The organism is Xylanibacillus composti (genome assembly GCF_018403685.1).
In the GTDB taxonomy this organism is placed as follows: Bacteria; Bacillota; Bacilli; order Paenibacillales; family K13; genus Xylanibacillus; species Xylanibacillus composti.
Genome location: NZ_BOVK01000077.1, coordinates 1 through 24,088 on the forward strand (window position 1 = coordinate 1; position 24,088 = coordinate 24,088).

At 56.3% G+C, this 24,088-nt stretch carries 22 protein-coding genes; 13 read left to right on the forward strand and 9 right to left on the reverse strand.

Going from position 1 to position 24,088, the window contains the following annotated elements; genetic code table 11:
• Positions 1-54 precede the first annotated feature (54 nt).
• Entirely contained in the window at positions 55-558 is a 504-nt protein-coding gene (locus XYCOK13_RS20350) for a thioredoxin family protein (RefSeq protein WP_213414087.1), read from the reverse strand.
• 274 nt (positions 559-832) lie between these two features.
• Between XYCOK13_RS20350 and XYCOK13_RS20355 the strand changes: the two genes are divergently transcribed.
• From XYCOK13_RS20355 to queD, 5 genes are all read left to right on the forward strand, one after another.
• Entirely contained in the window at positions 833-2,371 is a 1,539-nt protein-coding gene (locus XYCOK13_RS20355) for an RsmB/NOP family class I SAM-dependent RNA methyltransferase (protein ID WP_213414088.1), read from the forward strand.
• Positions 2,372-2,374: 3 nt separating this feature from the next.
• Positions 2,375-3,109 carry a pseudouridine synthase gene (locus tag XYCOK13_RS20360; protein WP_213414089.1) on the forward strand — a complete coding sequence of 245 codons (735 nt, stop codon included), beginning with the start codon at positions 2,375-2,377 and terminating at the stop codon, positions 3,107-3,109.
• A gap of 22 nt (positions 3,110-3,131) precedes the next feature.
• Positions 3,132-3,953, forward strand: coding sequence for a Cof-type HAD-IIB family hydrolase (locus XYCOK13_RS20365; protein WP_244865293.1), 822 nt, complete (start codon positions 3,132-3,134; stop codon positions 3,951-3,953).
• Positions 3,954-4,003: 50 nt separating this feature from the next.
• Entirely contained in the window at positions 4,004-5,296 is a 1,293-nt protein-coding gene (locus XYCOK13_RS20370) for a hypothetical protein (protein ID WP_213414090.1), read from the forward strand.
• Positions 5,297-5,499: 203 nt separating this feature from the next.
• Positions 5,500-5,970, forward strand: a complete 471-nt coding sequence (queD, locus tag XYCOK13_RS20375; protein ID WP_213414091.1) for a 6-carboxytetrahydropterin synthase QueD — start codon at positions 5,500-5,502, stop codon at positions 5,968-5,970.
• A gap of 124 nt (positions 5,971-6,094) precedes the next feature.
• Here the strand turns inward: queD and XYCOK13_RS20380 are convergent, their stop codons facing one another.
• A complete protein-coding gene (locus tag XYCOK13_RS20380; protein WP_213414092.1) occupies positions 6,095-7,249 on the reverse strand; it encodes a GGDEF domain-containing protein in 1,155 nt (384 codons plus the stop codon).
• A gap of 97 nt (positions 7,250-7,346) precedes the next feature.
• Here XYCOK13_RS20380 and XYCOK13_RS20385 point away from each other — a divergent pair, with 97 nt between their 5' ends.
• From XYCOK13_RS20385 to XYCOK13_RS20395, 3 genes are read left to right on the forward strand one after another with little or no spacing between them, the layout of a single operon-like run.
• On the forward strand, positions 7,347-8,480 hold the full coding sequence (locus tag XYCOK13_RS20385; RefSeq protein WP_213414093.1) for a glycosyltransferase family 4 protein: 1,134 nt from the start codon (positions 7,347-7,349) through the stop codon (positions 8,478-8,480).
• A complete protein-coding gene (locus tag XYCOK13_RS20390; RefSeq protein ID WP_213414094.1) occupies positions 8,477-9,820 on the forward strand; it encodes a metallophosphoesterase family protein in 1,344 nt (447 codons plus the stop codon). The genes XYCOK13_RS20385 and XYCOK13_RS20390 overlap by 4 nt, the downstream gene beginning before the upstream one ends.
• Complete coding sequence (locus XYCOK13_RS20395) at positions 9,810-13,148, forward strand: AAA family ATPase (protein ID WP_213414095.1); 3,339 nt, start codon at positions 9,810-9,812, stop codon at positions 13,146-13,148. Before XYCOK13_RS20390 ends, XYCOK13_RS20395 begins: the two co-directional genes overlap by 11 nt.
• Before the next feature lie 30 nt (positions 13,149-13,178).
• Here the strand turns inward: XYCOK13_RS20395 and XYCOK13_RS20400 are convergent, their stop codons facing one another.
• The 3 genes from XYCOK13_RS20400 to XYCOK13_RS20410 form a co-directional block, all read right to left on the reverse strand.
• Positions 13,179-13,940: a glucose 1-dehydrogenase gene (locus XYCOK13_RS20400; protein ID WP_213414096.1), complete on the reverse strand. Its 762-nt coding sequence runs from the start codon at positions 13,938-13,940 to the stop codon at positions 13,179-13,181.
• A gap of 138 nt (positions 13,941-14,078) precedes the next feature.
• Positions 14,079-15,116: a YkvI family membrane protein gene (locus XYCOK13_RS20405; RefSeq protein ID WP_213414097.1), complete on the reverse strand. Its 1,038-nt coding sequence runs from the start codon at positions 15,114-15,116 to the stop codon at positions 14,079-14,081.
• 216 nt (positions 15,117-15,332) lie between these two features.
• Positions 15,333-16,061, reverse strand: coding sequence for a hypothetical protein (locus XYCOK13_RS20410; RefSeq protein WP_213414098.1), 729 nt, complete (start codon positions 16,059-16,061; stop codon positions 15,333-15,335).
• A 301-nt stretch (positions 16,062-16,362) separates the two neighbouring features.
• Here XYCOK13_RS20410 and XYCOK13_RS20415 point away from each other — a divergent pair, with 301 nt between their 5' ends.
• From XYCOK13_RS20415 to XYCOK13_RS20425, 3 genes are all read left to right on the forward strand, one after another.
• The gene (locus XYCOK13_RS20415) at positions 16,363-16,932 is read left to right on the forward strand and encodes a xanthine phosphoribosyltransferase (protein ID WP_213414099.1); all 570 of its coding nucleotides are present in this window, start codon (positions 16,363-16,365) and stop codon (positions 16,930-16,932) included.
• A gap of 136 nt (positions 16,933-17,068) precedes the next feature.
• Positions 17,069-17,383, forward strand: a complete 315-nt coding sequence (locus XYCOK13_RS20420; protein WP_213414100.1) for a hypothetical protein — start codon at positions 17,069-17,071, stop codon at positions 17,381-17,383.
• A 33-nt stretch (positions 17,384-17,416) separates the two neighbouring features.
• On the forward strand, positions 17,417-17,632 hold the full coding sequence (locus tag XYCOK13_RS20425; protein ID WP_213414101.1) for a hypothetical protein: 216 nt from the start codon (positions 17,417-17,419) through the stop codon (positions 17,630-17,632).
• On the opposite strand, the gene XYCOK13_RS22195 is transcribed toward XYCOK13_RS20425, so the two are convergent.
• On the reverse strand, positions 17,605-17,727 hold the full coding sequence (locus tag XYCOK13_RS22195) for a hypothetical protein (protein WP_280520923.1): 123 nt from the start codon (positions 17,725-17,727) through the stop codon (positions 17,605-17,607). The genes XYCOK13_RS20425 and XYCOK13_RS22195 overlap by 28 nt on opposite strands.
• A gap of 804 nt (positions 17,728-18,531) precedes the next feature.
• Between XYCOK13_RS22195 and XYCOK13_RS20430 the strand changes: the two genes are divergently transcribed.
• Complete coding sequence (locus XYCOK13_RS20430) at positions 18,532-18,756, forward strand: YqzE family protein (RefSeq protein ID WP_213414102.1); 225 nt, start codon at positions 18,532-18,534, stop codon at positions 18,754-18,756.
• Positions 18,757-18,849: 93 nt separating this feature from the next.
• On the opposite strand, the gene XYCOK13_RS20435 is transcribed toward XYCOK13_RS20430, so the two are convergent.
• From XYCOK13_RS20435 to XYCOK13_RS20445, 3 genes are all read right to left on the reverse strand, one after another.
• Positions 18,850-19,845, reverse strand: coding sequence for a hypothetical protein (locus tag XYCOK13_RS20435; protein ID WP_213414103.1), 996 nt, complete (start codon positions 19,843-19,845; stop codon positions 18,850-18,852).
• A 133-nt stretch (positions 19,846-19,978) separates the two neighbouring features.
• Complete coding sequence (locus tag XYCOK13_RS20440; RefSeq protein WP_213414104.1) at positions 19,979-21,004, reverse strand: YqhG family protein; 1,026 nt, start codon at positions 21,002-21,004, stop codon at positions 19,979-19,981.
• Complete coding sequence (locus tag XYCOK13_RS20445; protein ID WP_213414105.1) at positions 21,001-22,953, reverse strand: DEAD/DEAH box helicase; 1,953 nt, start codon at positions 22,951-22,953, stop codon at positions 21,001-21,003. Before XYCOK13_RS20445 ends, XYCOK13_RS20440 begins: the two co-directional genes overlap by 4 nt.
• A 126-nt stretch (positions 22,954-23,079) precedes the next feature.
• On the opposite strand from XYCOK13_RS20445, the gene lipM reads away from it, so the two are divergent.
• The gene (lipM, locus tag XYCOK13_RS20450) at positions 23,080-23,922 is read left to right on the forward strand and encodes an octanoyltransferase LipM (protein WP_280520924.1); all 843 of its coding nucleotides are present in this window, start codon (positions 23,080-23,082) and stop codon (positions 23,920-23,922) included.
• Positions 23,923-24,088 lie beyond the last annotated feature (166 nt).

Genomic DNA, 24,088 nt, shown 5'->3' on the forward strand with positions numbered 1-24,088 from the left:
GCCGCCCCCTCCTACTCGATCCGCGATTGCGAAATCCATCGGGGTTCCGCAAGATTATTGGTTTTGGTGCTGCTGGAACCAACTCTTCGCTTCATCTGGCGAAATCGTGTGCTCGGCGTCGGAAATTTCTCCTGTGAGCATGTCCTTAGCCACGCCATCTTCAAAGTAGACAATAGTCGGAGTAGCGGTTACGCCGTATTTCTCCCACCCCCCGGGATATTCGCTCAGGTTGTACTGTTGAATGTCGATTCCCAGCTCGTCCATCATCGGCATCAGAATCGGTGTCGTAATCTGACAGTGTACGCAAGTAGGCTGGAAGAAGTAGACGAATAAGGTTTCTTGATTCGCCAACTTTTGGCTCAGCGCCTCTTCTGTGATAATATTTTGGTAGTTGGGGTCTTTCAGCTGTTCCAAAGTAGGCTGTGACAGCTTGTCCGGCGATACGCCGTACAGTCGCTGCGCATCCTCAGCGTAGCGGTTCTTCGACATTTGGTTGATAAAGAACAGCGCGCCGAACAAGACGACAATAATGAGCAAATAAATCCAAAGCTTCTTCATTGTTCTCCCCCTTTCTCTTATTTTTTTGCAACCGGACCCACGAAAGTAACGATTAAGCGTCGAAGATCAACAGCACTTTCGGGTTTGGTACAATCGGCCCCTCGCGAAAGTGCTTGAATAAGCGTCGAAGATCAACGGCACTTTCGGGGTTTGGTTCAATCGGGTCCCGCGAAAGTACTTGAATAAGCTTCGAAGATCAACTACACTTTCGTGGGTCATATATGAACCTATTATAAACTATCCGTCGAATGGAAGAAAGCATGGTGAAGAGATCATGGCCGCGCGATTGCCGGAATTATTTACGCAACGAGTGAAAGGATGGCTGGGACAGGAGTTTGAATCGTTTTTGGCCTCCTATGAAGAGTCGCCGCGAGCGGGTCTGCGCGTCAACTCTTTGAAAATATCGGTCGAGGAGCTGTTTAAGATAGCGCCATTCGACTACGATCCGATCCCCTGGTGTCCGACCGGCACATACTTGCAGGAAGACGACCGGCCGGGCAAGCATCCGTATTACCACGCAGGGCTGTACTACATTCAAGAGCCGAGCGCGATGCTTCCGGTGGAGCTGCTGGATGTCCAGCCTGGCGACAAGGTGCTCGACCTATGTGCCGCGCCGGGCGGGAAGACAACGCAAATTGCCGGCAAGCTGCAGCATACCGGGCTGCTCGTTGCGAACGAAATTCACCCTGATCGGGTGAAGGTGCTCGTACGCAATCTCGAGCTGGCCGGAGTGAGGCAGGCTGCGGTATTTCAGGAGACGCCGGACAGACTGGCAGACAAGTTCGCCGGCTTTTTCGACCGGATTCTGGTCGATGCCCCTTGTTCCGGCGAAGGCATGTTCCGGAAGGACGAGGCAGTCATTCGCTCGTGGGAGAGATTTGGCGCGGAGCATTATGCGCCGCTGCAGCTGCAAATTTTGCATGATGCCGCGAGAATGCTGAAGCCCGGCGGACGCATCGTCTATTCGACCTGCACCTTCAATCCGAAGGAAAACGAAGAGGTAATCGCGGCTTTCCTGGAGGCGCACAAGGGCTTTACCGTTGCCAGTCAAGCGCTGGCTGACCTTTCCCCACACGGAGCGTGCGGGGGGCTGCGCGATTGGCCGGGCGCGGAGGAAGTCTCGCCAAACCTGCGGGAGGAGACGGACAAGGTTGTGCGGCTCTGGCCGCATCGGGTGTGCGGGGAAGGACATTTTGCCGCCGTGCTTCAGCATACCGGATCGGTCGTGGAGGCGCCGCACGCTGCCGCTGCTGCTGTATCTGTAGAAAGGCTTGCGGCGGCTGAGCCTGGCGCCTCATTGGAGCGCAAGGGCCATCGCAAATCTGCGGAGCCGCGCGGCAAGCGCAAAGCCGGGAAGGAGACGGCAGGCCGCGCTGCGGCAGAGGCGCTGACGAAGCTGCCTGACGAGGCGGCGGCATTTTTCGAGCAGACGCTGGCTGAACCGATCCGGGGCACCTGGGTTCAGTTCGGGGCGAACCTGTACCGGATGCCCGATTTGCTGCCGGAGGGGATATGGGAAGGCTTGAAGACAGTACGACCCGGCTGGTTCGTCGGGTATATGAAGCCGAATCGCTTTGATCCTTCCACGGCTTTGGCGCTGGCGCTGACCCGTTCGGAGGTTCGGCGAAGCCTCAGCTTTGGCGCCGGAAGTGCTGAGGTCGTCCGTTATCTGAAAGGCGAAACATTGCTGCCGGAGCAGCCCATGGATAAAGGCTATGTGCTGATCTGTGTGGACGGCTATCCGCTTGGCTGGGCCCGCTCGCAGAACGGCATACTGAAAAACGACTATCTCGCTGCCTGGAGGTGGACGTAAGCGATGGGCAAGACGATGCGCTTGGACAAGCTGCTCGCCCATATGGGAATCGGCACCCGCAGCGATATTCGCAAGCTCGCCAGACAAGGGCGCATCACCCGCAACGGCGTGACCGCCAGCGATCCGGGCATGCACGTCGATCCGGGCGAGGATCAGATTGCGGTAGATGGCGAACGGGTAGTGTACCAGGACTATATCTATATTATGCTGAACAAACCAGCCGGCGTGATATCAGCTACAGAAGACAGGCGTGACCGAACGGTGCTTGATCTGCTCGATGAACGGATGCGTGCGTTCGCGCCATTTCCCGTGGGGCGGCTAGACAAGGACACGGAGGGCCTGCTCCTGCTGACCAACGACGGGCAGCTGGCGCACAATTTGCTGTCGCCCCGCAAGCATGTCGACAAGACGTATTATGCAGAAATTGACGGGCCGGTCGGGCAGCGCGAGCAGGAAGCCTTTCGGCAGGGGGTTGAATTGGATGACGGCTATGTCACGATGCCGGCGGAACTGGAGGTGCTCGGCAGCAGCGAGGATGGCGCGAAGATCGAGTTGACCATAAGGGAAGGGAAATTTCACCAGGTCAAGCGTATGTTTGAGGCGGTAGGGCGTAAGGTGCAATATTTGAAAAGGCTGCGAATGGGAACACTGGTGTTGGACGAAGCGCTTGCGCCAGGGACAAGCAGGGAACTGACCGATGAAGAGGTTGATCAGTTGAAACAGATAAACAAGCCATGACAACGGAGAGGGGCTGCATACTGTGAATAAGAAACGAGAACAACTGCCATATCAGCTCATTGCACTGGATGTGGACGGTACATTGCTGCGGGACGACCACAGCTTGTCCGAAGCAAACATAAGCACGATTCGCGAGGCCGCAAACCGCGGGGCGGAAATCGTGCTCTGCACGGGAAGAGGCACAGACAGCGCGCTGCCCGTACTGGAAGAGCTCGGACTGGAAGGAACCCTGATCACCCACAACGGCGCTGTCATCGTCGATTCGCGCAACCGGGAATTGCTAGCGGAAGAAGGGTTTGAGCCGGCCGTGATCGAACCATTGATTCGGCATGCGCGCACCAATGGCATTCACTTCGATGTGTGCACCGCTTTTGAGCTGTGGGTGGAAGCCTTGAATGACGAGGTGAGCGCTATGTATGAAAAATACTTGGTGAACCCGCGCCAGGTGGCCGATGTGCTGGCTGCCGATGACCGCCTGGTCAAGCTGACTGTTTTTGGGACAATTGCACAAATGGATCAGGTGGAAAAGGACTGGCAGGCTCTTTTGCCGGATGCCATCAGTCTGATTCGGAGCGGGGACTTCTTCGTGGATGTGATGAGACGCGGGGTCTCGAAGGGGGCAGCACTTCGCAAGCTTTCGGCTGTCAAAGGAATTTCGCTGGAACGCGTCATGGCCATAGGCAATTATTACAACGATGTGGCCATGCTGGAGGAGGCCGGACTCGGCATAGCCGTTGCCAATTCCCCCGACGGAGTCAAAGCGGCGGCTGATCAGGTTACCGCGTCCAACAATGACGATGGCGTGCATTGGGCGATCCAGCAATACATACTTCAAAAAGCTTAGGACATGCTAATCCTTGTTCAAACCAACCTGCACAAGGGGAGGACAAGGCGATGGCAAACATTAGAATCAGACCCGACTTGCGAACTGCATGCGGGGAAATCTGCGATATTGTAGTCAATGGCAAATACGCGGGAACATTGTCCTTGGTGTACCGGGAGCGGGAGCGCTTGTCCGGTTCGATCCAGCTTGATCGCGACTCGCTGCCGTACAGAACAAAACAGAAAGTCGTTCGGCACGTCAACGAGTATGTTCAGTCACTGATGGACGCGCTGCAGACGCCTGAGTGTGATGTCATCGTCACTTACAGCCGTTATGATCATGTGATTGCCTCTGAGCACAATGTAGGGGTAATTGAAGGGTTCAACAGCGAGCCTGATTTCGACGTGGACGTCGATTTGGATACACGATTTGACGATGTGGATCCGAACGAGCGTGAAATGCTGGAGATGGAAGACGCTGATTATATGTACGAAATGGAAGACGATGATGATACCGAGTACTACGCCATGGAGGAAGACGAAGAGAATCTGGATGCGCTGGCGCGGGAAATGAACGAGCTGGAAGGCTGGTCGCTGCGAGACCGCAGGCGCGACGCAGATCGGGAAGAGACGGAGGAAGATGCGGCGCTCTTCTATGAGCTGGTCATCGTGAAGGAACGCAAGCATTCATTGGATTACCACATTTATGACTGGAACCGCAAGCTGGCAGCTGAAGCGGAAATGACCATCTATTCGTCGGATGTGGCGGGTGAAGTGCATTGGAAGCACGAGCCGACAGAGGAAGAGATCGAAGCTGTGACCGATCTGATCGTATCGGACTTTGATGATCGTGAAATTGATGCATTCGTCATCGATATGAAATATCGCGGCGATTCGATCGAGCTGATCGAATTGACCCATGAAGCGCTGCTCGACGAGGAGCAGCCGGTATACCTCTCGCCGGAGGATGCAGGCTCGCGGAACGGATACCGCGAAGCCCGCAACGCTCAGCGCCATCAGGAATCAAGGCATCGGGACAGCGGCTTTGGAGCATTGCGGGTAGAAGCCGAAGAATTTTCCGCTGTATTGTCCCGCGATGATGAGGATACGTTAACCTACGACATCTATCAGCAATCCCAGGGCGGGCTGCCGATCGGAACCGCGACGATTGATATCAGCCGACGCAACGTGAGCGGTTTTATCGAGTTCCGAGACATGGGCAATGAGGATGACCGTGAGAAGATCGCCTCTGTCCTCATGCGGGAAATTGACAAAGAACGGGAATTCGATACGTTCAGTTTGACCATGCTGTATCAGAACGAGCCTTTCGAGGAAGTGCTGTTCGAGAACGAAGCGGTTCATTAAGGCATGTGGACCATGCCCGCGGTTGACGCGGGCCAGTAAGGGTGTGCCGCAGATCCGTTCCAGGGAAGCGATTTCCGTGGAGCGGATCTTTGGCATGGGATCAGTTGGAGTGGCTTTGCGAAAGGGGAAACGTTTCTTGTTTGTGGGATTAGTGGAGGAGGTGGTATACTAGGTACGATGGATGTGAGAGGAGGCAATAATAGATGAATTTTGAGATTCCCAGGAAGGTGCAGGAATTCGGCAAGGATATTCAGGAGAATCAGCTTCGTTATCATACCAAACGGGTGAAGGTGTCCAAGGAATTTACGTTTGACAGCGCGCATCACTTGCATTGCTATGAAGGAAAATGCAAGAGCCTGCACGGCCACACCTATAAGCTGCAGATCATTATGGTAGGCTCGCCGGATCATCGCGGGCTGGTGATTGATTTTTCCGATATGAAGCGGATCGCGAAGGAACGCGTCATCGATTTGCTGGATCATAAATATTTGAACGAAGTGCTGCCGCCGATGAACACAACAGCGGAGAACATGATCGTATGGATCTACGAGCAGCTGAAGGAAGGGTTAGAGCAGGAAGGCTGGTCGCCGCGCGTTCTGCTGGACGAGGTGCGCTTGTGGGAAACGCCGACCAGCTACGCCATTGCCACAAGAGAACTGATGGAAGCGGAATAAAGACTGGTTGGTCTGAACAAAAAGACTGTATGACAGAGTTGGCTAAGCCCAGCCTGTCTTACAGTCTTTTTATTTCTGTCCGCAACCCCGCCCTTCGGGGAAGAAACCAGATTCCCGCGAGCCGTTAGGCGCGCTTGGATGAATAGGCCGTTACTTTGTTTTTGCCCGTCGTCTTGGACGTGTACATCGCCTCGTCCGCCTCTTTGAGCAGCTGTTCTGCGGAAACCCCGTCCCGCCATATGCTGTAGCCTACGCTAACCGTAACCGGGGTCTGCTCCTCGACCGTCCGCCGAACGAGCTCTGCAAGCTTCTTGACGCTTGCTGGCGTCTGGGAGGTAATCATCATCACCAGCTCTTCGCCGCCGTAGCGGCCGGCAATGCCGTAATCGTCGGCCGTTTCTTTGATGACGCTCGCGACAGCCCTCAGGGCTTCGTCCCCTTTTTGATGTCCCTGGGTGTCGTTCAATCGCTTGAAATTATCGATATCCGTGAAGATAACGGCTGCCTTTTTCTTCTGCTTGATCGCTTCCTTGACCTTCTGGATGAAGAAGGTGCGGTTGTATACACCCGTCAATCCGTCGCGGATGGAGGAATAGTAAGTAGCCTGCAGCAGCTCTACAACGCGGTCGATAATAAACAGCAGCAGGACCGCATAGTAGGCGATGGGCAGCACATTGGCGAGCAATTCAAACGTACCGTTGGAGCCGTCATACACGTAGCGTTTGATGACCTGAGCCAGATGGGCGCCGAAAAAGAAAAACAGGCACAGGTTGTATTTGAACGCTTGGCCGACATTGGGCGATATGAGAAAAAAGGCTAGGAAGATCAGCACAAATTGATAAATATCGATGCCCAGCCAATTGAGAAGCAGCTCGCGCTGGGTAGGATCATCGAGAGATTCCAGAAAAACGTAATGCAGTGCCGCAACCCCTGCCGTAATGGCCAGGAATGAGAAGAAGCTGATCGATACCCGCATGCCGGATCGGTTGTACATCTGGAAGACAGCCATGTTGATGAAAATAAAGGATACGACTTGCAAAAGCTGCACGATGTAAGCCATCTCGTCTCCCGGCATTCGGATGCGATACGAAAGAGAGACGATCAAGCTGTATTGGATCAGCACAACGCTCAGCGAAAGGATGAGGGAGGAATAGGCCTTCTTCCGGCGCTCCCGGTACAGACGCAAGGATATGATCAGCATGATGGACAGCAGCGTAATAACGGTTATGGCAGAATAGATCATGCCGGTCGGGCCTGTGAAGAGTGGATGATTGCTCATAGGTGGGTACTCCTTATGCCAGAGTGCGATATTCCCATTATAGCTTTTCTTTTTCCAAAGCTACAAGGTACAATGAAAGGGAGAGGAGGTTCGGGTATTGAAAATCTTACAAGCTTTGTTTTTTCCGCCGGAACAGCCGGGGGGCGTATCCTCCATGGTGCCTTACATTCAGGAGAGGTTCAACCGGATGGCCGGCTGGCAGATGGAGCTGTTCTCCTTGCCAAAGCGGGTGCGGGGAAAAGGGACAGAGGACTTGCCGTTTCGAACGTTCGATCCCGAACAATACGCAGGGCATCCCATTGTGGATCGCTACCTGCAGACGATTCGCGATTATTTGTGGTGGACCAGAATGCGCATGAAGGGACAGGAGCAGTATGATCTCATTCATGCCCACCATCCGATTGCAGCGCTGGCGCTGAAGCACTTATATCCTGACATCCCGATGCTGGCCACGATCCATTCCAGCTACGAACGGGAGCTGAGCTTAAATGGCAAAATTCAGCCGAATGGCCCGGAGCAGGCTTTCCTCGTTTCGCTCTATCGCGAATTGGAGGCGAACTGCGACCAGCTGATCACGGTATCGGAAGCGTTCAGGCAGTACATGACGCCGTTCCTGGAACAACCGGAGAGGGTCAAGGTCATTCGCAACGGTTTCGACCAGAAACGGTTTCGGCCGATCAGCCACGATACGCCGGTGCCCCAGCTGGTGACCCTATGCCGCCTGGTGCCGGCGAAAGGACTCGATGTGCTGCTCGAGGCGTGCGCCCGCTTGAAACAATCGGGCAAAAGCTTCGTGCTCCACATTATTGGAGACGGAGACATCCGCGAGGAGCTTGAGGAGATGGCGGAGAAGCTGGACATCTATGAGGAAACAATTTTTTACGGCTATATGCTGCATCCGGAACAATTTATGCCCTTCTTCGATATCTTCGTTCTTCCTTCGCGGGCTGAAGCCTTCGGCAACGTCTTCGCCGAAGCGGCCTTGTGCTGGCTGGCGTTGGTCGGCACAGATGTGGGAGGCATAAGCGAGCAGATCGAGCATGGCAAGAACGGCTTGCTCGTTCCAGTCGACGATGTAGATGCGTTGGCGGGGGCGCTGGAAAGACTGCTGGAGGATCCCCAATACCGTCATGAGCTCGCCCGTGCAGCGAACGAACGGGCGAATAAGACGTATTCGCTTGCTAGAGTGATTCGCGAATTGAAAGAAGTGTACAGGGAGTATGGGCAATGAGACCGTTTCGCTTTATTCATGCAGCGGACTTGCATTTGGGCAGTCCGTTCGCCGGGGTAGGCGCGCAGTCCGAGCGAGTGCGTGAACGGCTTCGCGAGGCCGGCTATGAGGCGCTTAATCGCCTGGTGGGACTGGCGATAGCCGAGAAGGTCGATTTCGTGCTGGCGTCCGGCGACCTGTTCGATAGCGAGGATCGCTCGCTGAAGGCGCAGCTTCGTCTGCAGAAAGCGGCTTTCGCATTGGCTGATGCCGGGATTCGGCTGTATGCGGTGCACGGCAATCATGATCCGTTGTCCTCCGGTTACCGGGCCAGACTGGATATGCCGGAGACGATGCACGTCTTCCCTCCAGGAGAGGTGACGATGCAGCATGCAGTGAATCGGGCAGGAGAGCAGGTCGCCGAGATTTACGGCATCTCGTACGCGCAGCAGCACGAGCGTGCCAATTTGGCGGCGCGCTTTCCCGTTCTGCCGGGGCTTGCGGCGGACAGCCGTCTGTTCCGTATCGGCCTGCTCCATGCCAATGTGGACAACCAGCCGGACTCCACGCCGTACGCTCCGTGCACCAGGCAGGATCTGCTGCGCACAGGCATCGATTATTGGGCGCTTGGCCATATCCATGTCCGGCAGGTGCTTCATGAGTCGCCATGGATTGTCTATCCCGGCAATCTGCAGGGACGCAACGTCAAGGAAACAGGCCCGAAGGGGGCCTATGTGGTAGATGTATCCGAAGCGGGGGAAGCCACGCTTCGGTTTTGTGCGCTGGATGCGGTCCGCTGGGAGGTCAAACGGCTTTCGATCTCGGACATGGAGGACGAGCAGCAGCTTCTCGAGCAGCTGTCGGCGCTGCTGAACGAGGCGATGCCGGAAGCAGCGGATGCTGCAAAGTCGGACCTTTCAGGTCAAGAGCGCTCAGCAGTCGTGCGGATCATACTGGAAGGCCGGGGTGCGCTGCACGAGACGCTGCGGCCCGAGCGGGTAGCCGAATGGCAGACGGTTCTTCGTGAAAGCAGTCCTGATGCTGACCGTGCCTTTGTCTGGCTGGAGAGTTTGCGGGCTGAAACGCTGCCTGCGCTCGATCTCGAAGAGCTTCGGGCGTCGGACAGCTTCGTCGGCGAGATGCTGCGGGCTGCAGCCAGGTTGAAGGCGGCCCCTCCCGATCTTCAACAGTGGTCTCCGACTGCGTCGCTCTGGGCGCATTCCCGGATCGGCAAGCATCTGGATGATGCCGAGCCGGGCGAGACAGCGGCTTGGATAGATGAAGCCGAGCGGCTCCTTGTGGATTGGCTTGGGGATATACGGCTAACCCCCGGCTCGAGGGGGGAAAACGGTGAGAATTGAGCGGTTGGTCATGGAGGGCTTCGGCAGATTGCATCAACAGGAGATCGAATTGACCGCTCCGGTGACTGTGCTGCTTGGCCCGAACGAGGCGGGGAAAACTACCGCTGCCGCTTTTATCCGGACTATGCTGTACGGGTTTCCGCGGCGCGGCGGATCGGATCGCTATGAACCGCTTGCGGGAGGCCGGCATGGCGGCCGCCTGGTGCTGACCACTGATCGCCGGGAGCGATTGACCATTGAGCGATTGGACAGGCGCGACGGGCTGCGGATTTGGGACGAAAGCGGCCATCCATGGAGCGAGACCGAGCTTCACCGGGCTATCGGCGGTTATGAGGGAGATCTGTTTCGCCGCATGTTTGCCTTCAGCTTGAGCGAATTGCAGGAAGTCCGGCTTATGGAATCCGAGGATGTCAGCCGCTATCTGTACACAGTCGGGCTCGGGCGCGATGGGGGCAAATCACTGCTTGAAGCGGAACGCAGGCTGACCGCGGAGATGGAACGACTGTTCAAGCATAAGGGGTCTGTGCAGCTCATTCCCCAGAAAGCGCGGGAGGCGGAAGCGCTTGCGGCGAAGCTGCAAGCTGCCCGCGGCCAAAGCGAGGCTTACAACGCGCTGGTCGAGCAGCTGCAAGCATGCGAGGAGGCCATGCAGGCAGCTGAGTCACAGGCGGATGCCGTGCGGTCGGAGCTGAACTGGCTGGAGGTTTGCGTCGAAGCCAGAGAGGAATGGATGGCGCTGCAGGCAGCGGAGGCGCGGCTTGCGGCTCAGCCTGAACGAGAACGGTCCGTGCCAGAAGGCGCAGTCGAGCAACTGAACAAGTGGCGCGAGCAAGCGGAACGGCTGGAGGAGGAGAAGCTGCAAACGCGGCAGGCGTTGGACCGGCACCTGTCCGAGCGCGAGGAGCTAGTTTTGCTGGAAGGCCGGGAGGCGTTCAGGCAGCGGCTGGAGCCGCTCCTCGAGCGATTGGCATCGGCAGTCGGGGATCTTGACCGTCTGAAGGAAACCGAGCTGGAATTGCAGGAGCTGGAGGAAGCAGTCGCACGAAGCTTGCGCGCGATTTCTCCCCATTGGACGGTGGAACAGCTACATGCATATCCACTGTCGCAGGCTGAATTCGAACAGGTGCGCGCTTTTCGTGACAGGCAGAACCGTCTGCGCGCCACTGCGGACGGGCTGGAAGCGGAACGCAGGGAACGGGAGGGCCGCTGCCTGCTGGAGACGAACGCTTGGGAGGATGCGGAGAGAGAATGGCAGCAGCTGCAGAAGGAACGGCGGCACTACCCCGAGCTGGCTGCGCTTCCTTACGCTGAACGAGTGCGGCTGATCCGGCAATACATGCGCGAGGCTGAGCGATGGGCCGAGCTGGAACGGGAGTGCCGACATATTCGGGAAAGGCTGGACGATGCCGAGCGCATGCAGCAGTGGCGCCAGGAGTCGCAGGGAAGAAGCGCGCGCGCCAAGCGCAGTCCGCGAGCATGGTGGGCAGCGGGAGCGGAGCGGCTTGCTTGGATCGGAGCCGCTGCGGGCCTTGCCGCATTCGGCGCGCGCGGCGAATGGGGCGCAGCGGTATTGTGCGCAGCAATGGGCAGCATGCTGGCGATTGCTGCAAGGCTGGGCCCATGGACGAGAAGGACAGAGACTGTGCTGCGGCAGCAGACGGCAAGCGGCCCAGACGCTGCTGAGCCGCTGCGCATGCAGCTGCGCGACTGGGAGAAGCGCCGCGAGCAGGCGCAAGACAGCTGCCGCGAGCTGCTGGCCCGCCTGCTGCCTGCGGCACCGTTCATCGCCGCGTCGCAGGAAGCGCGCACAAGCGGTACCATTGCGTCGGCGTCCGTACAGTTCGAGGAGTCCGGCATATCCGCAAGGGCCTATCGGGACAAAGCGGATCTTGCCGGATGGCGCGACCTGCTGGAGGAGCTGCTTCCGCTTGAAGAGAAGCTGGAGCTTGGCGAAGAACGGCTGCGCGGTCGCGAGCGGGCCTTGCAGCGGGCGCGCGATGAAGTCGGGCTGACAGTGGCGCGGGAAGCAGAGCACCAGGCTGCAGCCGCAGCCGAGCGCGACCGCTGGGAAGCGTGGCTGGCCAGCCGGAAGCTGGCGCAGGATACGTCGCCGGATGCGGCTCTCGCGCTTCTGCAAATGATTGACAAGGGCCAGGAAACGGCATCCCGCGCGGAGCATGGCGCGAGACAAGCTGCCTTGCTCCAGGCAAGAATATCGTCCTTCCACGCCGAGCTGCGTTCGCTGCTGCTGGATTATCCGGAGTGGCGGCCGGAGGAAGGGGAGAGTCGTCCGATACACTCCCTGCCATCGACCGAGGGCCTCCCGGCTGAGGCTGCGGAATGGACGAGCTGTCTGAAGGGGCTGCAGCAGAAGCTTCGGGATCAGGAGGCGCTGGCCCGACGTGCGGACCGGCTGGACGAACAGCTGGCGCAGCTTCGCGAATCGCTGGCCGCTCATGAAGCATCGCTGACGCGCATAGACAGGGACCGGAAAGAACTGCTTCAGGAGGCAGGCAACGCTTCCGAAGAAGAACTGCTGCATCAGGCCGGGATTGAAGAGGAAAGACGCGAATTGACGGAGCAAAAGCGGCATTTCGAGCATATTCTTCAGTTTCGTCTCGGCGGCAGGCCGCTTGCGGCGTTGGATAGCGTATGGCAGGCACGCACACTTCCGGAAGTGCAGTCGGACCGCGAGCAGCTTGCCTGCAAGCTTCAGGAACGATCTGCGGAGAGGCAGGCTACTTCTTCCCGGAAAGCCAAGCTGCAAGCTGAGTTGGAGCGCCTGATTCAGGATGAGGAATACGCAGCCTTGCTTCAAGCCTACAAGGAAGCGAAGAACGGGCTGAGGGAGCTGGCTGCCCAGTGGACCGTGCGCGCCATGGCACAGGAGTGGTTTCGCAGCGCGCGGGAAACGTATGAGCAGGAACGGCAACCCGCGGTAATGCAGAAGGCATCGACTCGCTTTGCCCAGATGACCGGCGGGGCGTATACCCGTGTGTATACGACAATCGGCGAAGGCAAGCTGGAGGTAGAGCACGCCAGCGGAACCCGGTTGGACCCCGGACAGCTGAGCCGGGGCACGTGCGAACAACTGCTGCTGGCCATTCGGTTCGCCGTGGCGGAAGAAACAGCGGACCGGATGGTCATGCCGCTGCTCATGGATGATGTGTTCGTCAACTTCGATCCCGAGCGGTTGGCGCGTTGCTGGGACATTGTACATGAAATCAGCGAACGCCACCAGATCGTATACTTTACATGCCATCCGCATATCGCGGAGACGGCGCGGCGCCGGAACAATGCCGTGCAAGTGCTGCAAATCAATCCATAAATAAGAAAGCGGCCGGAAACGGCCGCTTTCTTATTCATAAATCATCTTAATGGTCATGCCGCCATCAATCACCAGGTTTTGGCCGGTAATGAAGGAGGCGTCGCTGCCTGCCACATACAGGCAAGCCTGCGCGATATCCTCGGGGCGCCCCACTCTGCCGACGGGATGCTGCAGCCGGTCACGATCACTGTGCTGCGGCTTGGCAGCCTGCCCGAGTCCGCGCCATTCCGATGTTTCAATCCAACCGGGGCTGATGGCGTTGACACGTATGCCGTAAGGACCCAGACTGACAGCCATCGCGTGTGTCAAGGCCAGGATGCCGCCCTTGGATGCGGAGTAAGCCTCGGTGTCCGCTTCGGACATGAGGGCCCGCGTAGAGGCGATATTCACAATGGCGCCGCCCTTGCCGCTGGAAGCCATTAGCCTCGCGGCTTGCTGCGAGCAGAGGAACGTGCCGCGCAGATTCACGCCAATAACCCGGTCGAAGTCCTCGGGACGAAGCTCCAGGAACGGGGCGCTTCGTCCGATCCCCGCATTGTTGATCAGGACATCCGGCACGCCAAGCTCGTCCGCCGTAACGCGGAGCCAGCGCTCGGTCTGCGTGCTGTCCGCTACATCGGCCCGCACGAATATCGCTTTGCCTCCAAGCTGGCGGATCGTCTTGATCACTTCGAAGCCGGCCTCCTTGTTCGTATCGCATATGGATACGGCGAACCCCTTCTCGGCAAAGGCGATGGCGGTTGCGCGTCCGATCCCTTCTGCCGCTCCGGTAATCGCTGCTACCTTGGCCATGCGGAAATTCCCCCTTTGTATCTGTCAGTTTGGACAGATTTTCTATTCATTATAGCATGAAGTGCGCATAGATAGGGCATGTAGCTGCACGGCCTCTTTCCTTTCAGTGGCCCAAGCCGGCTGCAGGCGAAGGCATGGTCAGGCAGGCTGTTTGCGTGCAATCAGCATGGCAAGCCAGCCCATGCTGACAACCCCGAACAACGGGTAAAGCGTGCCAAGCAGCATGCTGAAGCCCAACTGGCTGACCGCAAAGCAGCCGATAAGCACAAGCAGGGTCAGAAGCGGCGGGTCCATTCGAAGCCGGCTGCCCAGTTGACGTGTGAGACCGTATACGTTGGCGATAAATGTGGTGAAGATTTCGCAGAAAATAAGCAGTACGTAAGAGAGCTGCAGCCACTTGCCAAGCGGATGAACGAGCATGCCCATCGGGATTTCATATTGCTCGACACCGGGCATCTGGGCAGACAGGGCAATGTGGCCGGACAGCAGCATAAAGCCAATGCCGATGCCGCCCAGCATGCCGCCCAGCTCAATTGCGCGCCGGTCCTTCATTTCGGCGCCGATCGGCACCAGGACAGCTTGGGCCAAGGCGAGATTGAAGGCTGTATAGATGAATGGAGACAAGAAGACGCGCCACAGCGGCGCATCGCTGGACAGTTTCATCCACTGGCCGGCCCCGGGAGATAAGACTGTCATTCCGACAATGACGAGCGTGAACAGAATCATCATCGGGACCACGAATGAATTCACTTCCAGAATCGCATTCATGCCCCGCCGCAAAATCAATAAAGTAAGCAGCAGGGTGAAGACAAGGCCCGCCTGATAGGGGAGGCCGAAATGCTCCATGAAAACAGAGCCGGCTCCGGCCAGCATGACCGAAGTCACGCCGAACAGGACGATCATCAGAAACCAGCTGATAAGGAGGCCGGCACGCTCTCCGAACAAATAGCCGTTCAGCTGCTCGAAGGAAGCGGTCCTCCGATCATGGGCGAGCAGCATCAGTTTTGTGCCGAGCTTGACGAACAAGAACGATGCGACAGCAATGGTGACGGCAGCAGCGGTTCCATAGCGGGTAAAAAACTGCAATATTTCCTGTCCAGTCGCGAATCCGGCTCCCACGACAGTTCCCATATACGTAAAAGCTATTTGCAAGGCAGCCACCCTAGTACGCTTCATGTTAGGCACAACTCTCCTCTTCGATTAATCCCTGTCCTAGTACAAGGTATGACAAGAGATGAGAGGGCATGCCTTGTGTTTTTCGTCCGATGGAAATCCTGCATGTGCGCGGGAATATAAAAAAAATGGCCCCTTCCGTCTTGAGACGGAGGGACCATGGCGTTGTGTGATTCTCTGCGACCAGGCTTCCCTGCCCGGTGAAGTCCAGCAGCTGAATTAATCTTCTTCAGGAAACAATCTGGCCGAGATAACTTCATTCGTGACAGGATCGACATCCAGCTTGAGCATCGTGCCGTTCCCCAGGTAGGTCAGCACGTATTCGTTCTCGGATGTTGGTTCTCCCAGCGCATCTACGGCTTTGGCGGCTGTGCTGCCAATATAGAAGCCGTTCAGCCCGGGATCCACTTGCTTGGACATAACCGTAATAAACTCAATTTTTTGCTGTTCGTTGATCCCAACCATAAATCCGTCGTACTGATGGACGGAAAGCTTGTGCTCGCCATCGGCCATCGTTGCCAGTTCCTTCGGCTGACCATGAAGCTGAGCCACAACTTCATGACTGTCGCCGACAGTCATGCCCATAAGCCGGGGTTGGGTCAAGGTGAACTGCTGCAGCGGTTTCGACGGCGCCGTACCTTCTTCAGGGGCTTGCGGCAGCGTGTCGGTCGCTTCCAGTTCAGGGAGGAGATTCTCCCCGTCGTTGGCGGCTAAGCCGGCATCGGTAGACTGATGCTGATCCGAGGAAATTTCCAGACCGTTCGTTTCCTTCTTGGATGGTCGATCCGCAGAAGGACTCGGCTGCTCTTCAGGCTGATCCGAGATCGGTCTGTTTTCCTCAGCGGAAAGAGAGGCGGGGTCAGGAGCTGCTTGTTTGCAGCCGGAAATGGCCACAGGCAGCACGACAATGGCAGCAACTAGTAAAAATCGAATCGCATAGGCTTTCAAGCGGTGCGCTCTCCTTTCCATGTGGCGGTGCTGGAGACGCCTGCAACGCGCTCCATGTGGTTCTGCTTTCATCATACTTCCAGACTCTTGGATTCTCAAAGGCGAAATTAGGCAAAATGAGCGGGAATTTCTTCAAAGCAAGCATTGGAAACGCTTAAACGCGTGCGTATCGTGCCGCCAATCTTCTTTTTGCCTGTTATCGGCTTATATTAATTAGACGTAAGAAGCGGCAAAAAAGTTGCAACTTTTAAAAAAAGTGTGATACGTTTAGAAGGAAAATGACACGGCGGAGGTCGGGAGTATGGAATCGTTGAAGCGGCGCATATTGCAGGAAGGGATCGTATGCTCAGAGCAAGTGTTGAAACTGGATTCGCTCTTGAATCATCAAGTCGATCCGGCTGTCATCCTGGAAGCGGGGAGAGCATTCGCAGCCCTCTTCAAGGACGAGCAGCTCACAAAGATCGTCACGATCGAATCATCGGGCATATCCGTAGCGTTCGCTACCGCATGCGAGCTCGGCGTGCCGCTGCTGTTCGCCCGTCGGAAAAAAACGTTGACGACGGATGAAGATGTATATTGCGAACGCGTACCGTCCTTTACGAAAGGAATCGTAACCGATATTATGATATCCCGGCAGTTTCTCGGGCCGGATGACAGAGTGGCGGTCATTGACGATATCATAGCCAACGGCGATGCGGCACGCGGAGTGCTGCGGATTATTGAGAAGTCTGGCGCAACGCTTGCAGGCATGGGTGTTGTGGTCGAGAAGTCGTTCCAGGCTGGCGCGCGTACATTGCGTGAGCAGGGCGTGCGTGTGGAGTCTCTCGTAAAGATCAAATCGCTGGCCGACGGCAAAATCGAATTGGAATAATTTGATTCCAGGCGGGAGAGAGCAGGCGGATGCGCAAATTTCGCCGCATCGTGCCGAAACGGGAAAATCAGGTGCTTCTCACCTCATGGGAATTGCTTTATAATGTTTATAAAGAAATAGAGAGGAGGCATCACCTATGGGGAACGTAAATATGTCGGAGTTCATGACGGCGAAGCTAATGGAAGCCAAAGTGCATTTTGAACGTGCTCTCGACTGCAAGCATACAGAATTTGATGATTTGTATCCCTATATGATTGAACATCCTCAATTTTTCTGGTATAAGCGTTATGTAGCGTGGTCAGAATTATTGACGATCGTGAAATTGTGTGAGGAGCTCGGGTTTGATTGGAAGTCAATCTTTACAGAGCATCAAATTGAATATATCGAAAAACGCGTAATGTCGAGCAAGGTGCTGGACTGCTGGAACGATTCGAAGGAACACGTCAGCTAACTACGCCGCACGCAAAGTCAGGTGAAGGATACGTTGATTACAGATGAGCAGTTGAACCTCTATCGTCTGGAAGGCGTCAAGGTCAGGGTCATTCGCGACGCGGAGCCGAAAAACGATGTGCTTGGCATCGTGGTGGCTTGGAATGAGCAGGAAGTGCTGATTCGCAAGCAAAACCGCAAGGTGCTGCAGCTGTCGCGCAGCTATCGGATACAGCCGGCAGATCAGCCGAGAGACTCGTCGTCATCCTGATCCCAGCGCTTGGAATAAGCTTTGTTGATATACCAGACACAGACGGCAATAAAGCCAAGTCCGAACAAGATCGTCATCACAATAGCAGTTTTCAAGAGGAAGCAGCCTCCTTTGGCGGATAAGAGCAATAGTCTTATCTTACACCAAAGGAGGTTTTTTTGTCATGTCGCAAGCCGGACATTGCAGATCAGGCTTGTCTCGTTGTCCGATATCCCCGGGCCGGCCCGTTCGTGTGAAGCGGGGCAGCGGCCATGCGGATGAACCTTGAACACTTGCAGGCATGCAGGCACTAAGCATCTGCCTTGTTCGTAACTCGAAGTGCAGTCAGGATAGCAGCAGGTCGGATGGGAAAGATATAGCGGGAATTGATGTGCTTATTAGACAAAAATTCAAGTTCATTGCGAAAATAGCGGAACGCTTAGGTCTTATTCATGCGTGGCAGGTTATCAATATGGTTTTGCCTACTGGATAGGACCACATTTTTCCGTTAAGGATTTCATTTTCGATTTACACTTGCGATAAGACCATTATGTACCTTCATTTCTATCAGATCGTTGCCATTCCCGCGATGCGCGCTGCGGAACGAACGACGAACAGAGCGCCGCAAGTACGAGCGTCGATTCCAAGCGGCGGGATATCGCTTCATCGGTTGGAATGCGTCCAGGAGGAATTTCCCGGAATGCGTCTCCAACATGCGCGGCAACAGGTATAAGGGGAAAGAGAGATGGCAATCTTTCAATGTAGAGGGGATTCGGGAACCTTCAAGATGGCGGGAATGGCGGGCGTTGGGAATTTTCAAGAGGGGCTTTTGAAGTGCTTGTATAGAAAAATGGGGTTAAGCAGCTGAAGCCATTAGAAGTTCTTAAGATGGATCAAGTTTGAAAAAGGGAGGGTCAACGATGGCACGTGACGTAATCAAGTATGCGACTGAGCGGATCGTTCGTTATCTGGGCACGCCCAAAGACGAACGGCTCCAGCGCAAGGTAGAGCGCAAAGCGACGCGAGAGCCTTGGCAGAGCCGTTGGTTTGGCATGATGCCGATCAGCATCGGCGTCTGGAAGTCATCGCGGAGAAAGACGTCCAGCACAGAGCATCCGTCGAGCGAGAATGAGCATACGTCCTAAGTGAATCCGCAGCCAGACAGCCGTACGTATAAAATAAGTGAAAAGAGAGCAGAGTATTGCCTGCAAGAAGATAAGTGTGCCCTAGGCAATCCGTCAGTTGTTGCTCCTGTCGACATCCGCATAATAAGCGAACGTCATTGGATCAAAGGGCACGTAGCGTTCTCCTTCGTCGAGCACAATCAGATAAGGAATTTCCCCGTCCCACAGATGATACCCCACTATCGGCCACGTTACCCATACTTCGTCGAAAGCCTTCGTCGCGGCAATGACACGATTTCCCCTGTCCAGTATGGCCGCCAGCTCGCTGAAGCTTTCGGGAGCCAGTTCTTGGCCGTCGAGCCATAATGTGCGTTCGAAAGCATCGAATTCAGGCAAATGATGGCTCCGGATACTGGCTGGCATTATCGCATGGCCTTCATGGACATGCCGGACTGCCGGAACTTTTTGACTTATATCCCCTCGTTTTTCCACCAGTTGCAAGGCTGGCTCGAGCTCATACCATTCTCCGTTCTTGGCGTTGACGGTATACGATCCTTCAACGGTCTCAATGACGAACAGCGCTTCGGCAGGGGACCAATAGTGCAGGCGGACCTGGTTGGTGGAGAGCTGACCCGGCATTATTCCTGCACGCTCCGCCAGGCCATTCCATAACAGCTGCTGCTTGAGCACGTTCATGCTAAACAAAGCATGCGGACCAACTCCGTACTCGCTCAGAACCAGCTGCCCAGTCTCGTCCGCGTGCACGACCAGGTAGCCGATTTCTTGCTGCTCGCGGGACAACATCACCACCCAGCCATGCGTGCCGGGGCCGATTGGACTGATAGACCGTGCCGCATGAGCCCACTCTTGAAACCGCGGCTCGGTGGACAAGGCCTTTAGCCAAGCATCAAGCGCTTGCGGCAAGCTGCCCGCATAAGGGCCTAACGGTTCCTGCGCCGGCTCGGCAGACTCCGGCATTTGCTGTTCGGACACACCGGCAGGCATTGATAATTCGTCAGCCGGCGCTTGAGCGGTAGCGTTGAACACGCCGCTTGTCCACAATAAAGCTGTCATACAAGCGGCTGCGATTATAGCTCTGCTTCTATTCATGATTCATCCCGCCTTTTGTGAAATCGGTTCGGTCTCCTCATTGTAGGGGACAAGCCTTGAAAAGGCTGTTGCAATCTGTCAGCGAAGCGCCCGACAGGCAGGTTCTATTTTTGCCGGACGTTAGCGATGCTCGTCAAAGAGTGACTTTCGCGTCAGACAGCAGGTGAAACAATCCGCAATTTGTGACGGAAATCCGCACCTTCGGCTCATACTGCCAGCGCAGCTCCTCCTTGCGGCGTTCCAGCTGCTCCTCCGTCTTGGCGCGCACTTCGGGGTCCTCTTCCTTCAATAAATCGACGTAGTAGCTCTCGACTCGCGCAAGCTCCTCCTCCAGCCGCGACCAAGCTTCGTCAGCCCACGTATGGTCGTAGCGGGAGATTTTTTGCTCCAGATAACGCTCGATTTCCGCTGCTGCGCGAGGCAGCGATATCATTTCCCGCGTATGGGTGCGGGCAGGCAGCTTCGGGGTTAGCGGGAGCAGATTCACCCGATCGAAGAACCGCTCGACAATTTCGCCCGTTGACAAATGGATGCCCAGTGAATGCAGCTCGCTGCGTTTGCGGTCGCAAGCCAGCTCGACCAGGGCGTTCACGCCAAGCCAGGACGTATAAGCGGCCGAGCCGACTGGTCCGACGGCGTTCTGCGGCATGTCCTCGTACAAGTTGACGAATCGGCCGCGATTCCTTACAGCTTGGAACATTTGCTCCAGCTTGGCGCTCCCGTAAGTCAGCGTTTCCTTCAATGTTCTGGCGCCAACGCCTGGAACAGACACGCCGAAATAGCGTCCAAGTATCGTATCGCCCGTTTGGGCCGGCGGGTTGTGAAGCTGTCCGGGAACGGGGCTGGCCTGAGCTGCTCCACCGCCGACTCTTGCCGCTTGGCCGCGCTGCGATCCAAGGCTTGCTTGCTGATGGGGCTGCTTTCGCTGAGCCTCAACCGCTTCATATGCTGCAGGGTCGAAAATGTAGGTGAACGTCATCGTCTCGGCATCCGCGCCTGTCCGTTCGACGAAGCTCCAATAATACGGGCGGTTCGTCAGCTCCTTGTCGGCTTCCGGCGAAAGCTTGACTGTCAGGTAGGCCGGATGCATCTCCAGCACCTCGCAGTCAGTTGCCTGCAAATACTGCCTGACGAATTGGCGTATTTGCTCCTGATTCATCTGGGATGCACCTCCGTCTCTGTCGGAATGGCGGTGCCCAGACGCTGGAGCATGCCGCCGATTTCCGCTTGCCGCTGTTCTTTCTCATCCTGATTGGGACTGCGCTTCGCATTGGCCTGGCCGGCCACCTCCTGCTCGGCTTGCCGCCAGTAGTTGCCGAGTTCGTCCAAATTTTGCTTCACCTGCTGGTCATTCTCAGCTTCGAGCATGATGCGGTACAGGCGGCTCTCCAGGGAACCGCCCTGCTCCAGACGCTCCAGGATGAGATCGAGCTGTCCGATGACTAGCTCGAACATGTTGATTTTCTCATGCAGCAGGTTCAGGATATGCTCTTCGATGGTGCCGCGAGTGGACAAGTTGTAGATTTGCACATCGTCTTTCTGTCCCAGCCTGTGAATGCGGCCGATCCGCTGTTCGACACGCATCGGATTCCAAGGCAGGTCGAAATTGATGATGCGCCTGCAAAATTGCAAATTGATGCCTTCGCCGCCAGCCTCCGTCGCCACCATAACTTGCGCCCGCCCGCGGAACAAATCCATCATCCAATCCTTCTTGCCGCGATTCATGCCCCCGCGGTAAGGAACGGCGATCATATTTTCCTTTTTCAAGTATTGCAGCAAATATTCCTGAGTAGCTCGATATTCCGTGAAGACGATGACCTTCTCGTCCGATTCGCGTATAATCTCCATGGCCTTTTCGGCTTTGGTGTTCGCTTGAATTTGCTTGATCTTGTCCACGAGCTCCCAAATTTTCGCACGCAGGGGCGAATCCTCCGGTGTCTTCTTGAACAGATTAACCAGTGTGATGAAGACGGCGTCGCGGCTGGAGCAAACCTCCCGCTGCAGCGTTACGAGCGACAGCACGCTGCTCAGATCGCCGCCGGCTTCCCGATAGCGCCCTTTTACAAATTCGGTGACGCCTTGGTACAGCTCGTATTCTTCCTTGGACAGATCGAGCAGCACGTTTTTGACATGGCGCTTGGTGAAGTTGACATCGGCATCCCCCCGGCGGTTGCGAATCATTACCTTCGAAAGCTCTTCCTGCAGCTTCTCCTTGTTTTTGGGCATGCGCTTGGCCATGACGAATTCGGACTGGAAGTGGCTTTGCCCGCCCAGCTGTCCAGGCTTGAGCAGCGAGATCAGGTTGAACAGCTCTTTCAAGTCATTTTGCACCGGGGTCGCTGTAAGCAGCAGGCAATACTTTTTGCGGAGGTCGCTGACAAACTGGTAGTTGGTCGTCTTTTTGTTCTTCAGCTTGTGTGCCTCGTCTATAATCAGCATGTCGTATTCCTGCTGCAGGACGATCTCGCGGTGGGGATCGCGCTTGGCTGTATCCATTGATGCGACGACGATATCGCATTGGGTCCACATATAGGCCTTTTTCTGGGCGACAGCCGGAATGCCAAATTTCTGATTCAGCTCGCGGACCCACTGGAGCACCAGCGAGGCGGGAACCAGAATGAGTACTTTGCGAACGAGCCCCCGAATGATATATTCTTTTAATATGAGTCCGGCTTCGATGGTTTTGCCAAGCCCGACTTCATCTGCGAGAATGGCCCGGCCGCGCATGTCGTTGAGTACTTTTTTCGCTGTATCGAGCTGATGCGGGAGCGGCTCCAGCTGCGAGAGATGACGCAGACACTGGAGTGCATCGAAGTGCTCCACCAGCGCAGACCGTTCGGCCTGCACGGCCAGCTGATACAGCGGCCAGCTGTCCCACGGCCCGTTCTGTTCGATCCGTGCCGCAAGCGCATCGGTCCAAGAGCGGTCCAGCTCCAGGCGCAGGCGGCTGCCCAGCAGCGGCTTCGCGACGACTGCAACGCTTGCGTCCGCCGGCAAAGCCTTAGACGCCGGTCGTTGTTCCGGAGCGGGCTGCAGTTGCTGCTGCTGGATATCCACGATTGGAGGTTGTGCCTGCGTTGCAGGGGGCTGAGGCTTCCTTCTAGGCATAAGCAGGCTCCTTTCTATACTTGAGCAACGTTCCAGAGATGTTCTATTAGTATGAACCAGACTTGTTTATTTCATAACCGCAATCAGAGGGACAGGGGGAACGAAGGCATGGGTGAAACACAACGAATGCAATGGCGTTACGTGCAAAGCGGGGCGATGGACCCGGCTATGAATATGGCAGTCGATGAGGCTATCCTGACCGCGCATAGTGAGGGGAAGGTGCCGCCGACTCTGCGCTTCTACGCATGGGAACCGGCATCCTTGTCGATTGGCTATTTCCAGAAGGCTGAAGAGGAAGTAGATTTCGCCGAGTTGAATAGACGGGGGATCGGTTTTGTTCGCCGTCCGACCGGCGGCAGAGCTGTGCTGCACGACCAGGAGCTGACCTACAGCTTGATTGTATCGGAGGACTATCCAGACATGCCGAGGGGCGTAACGGAAGCATACCGGGTGCTTAGCGAGGGCTTGCTGCTGGGCTTTCGCCGGCTGGGCTTGCAGGCCGAGATGGTCAATCTTGCGAGCGAGGCGGAAAAGGCGAAGTATGCCGCAGCTGCCGGCTCTGCCGTGTGCTTTGATTCTCCTTCCTGGTACGAGCTTGTCGTGGAAGGCAGAAAGGTGGCGGGAAGCGCGCAGACACGGCAGAAAGGCGTTGTGCTGCAGCATGGCTCGATCCTGCTCGATCTGGATGTCGACGCCCTGTTTGATGTGCTCAAGTTTCCAAGCGAGCGGATCAAGGAACGCATGAAGCGTTCGTTTCCGGAAAAGGCCGTAGCCATCAATGAGCTGCTGCGTGCGGCCAACCGGGAAGCGGTCACACTGCCGGCAGTGGAAGCCGCATTTCATGAAGGATTCGCGGAGGCGATGAAGGTGGAGCTAGTGCCGGGCGAATTGACAGCGGATGAGCGGAAGCTGGCCGCGCAGCTTGCCGAGGAGAAGTACAGCGACCTCGCGTATTCCTTCCGGCGGTAACCAATCAGCTCCATAACCAGTCAGCGCGTTCCCCAACAGGGAGCGCCGCCTGGTTTATTGCGATGACGCCTCGCCGCTAGCCCGCTCGCAGACCGGAGTTGTACGATAATTCGTACAAACGCCACCCGCAAGTCCGCGGTGAGGTCGATAGTGAACGATAATTCGT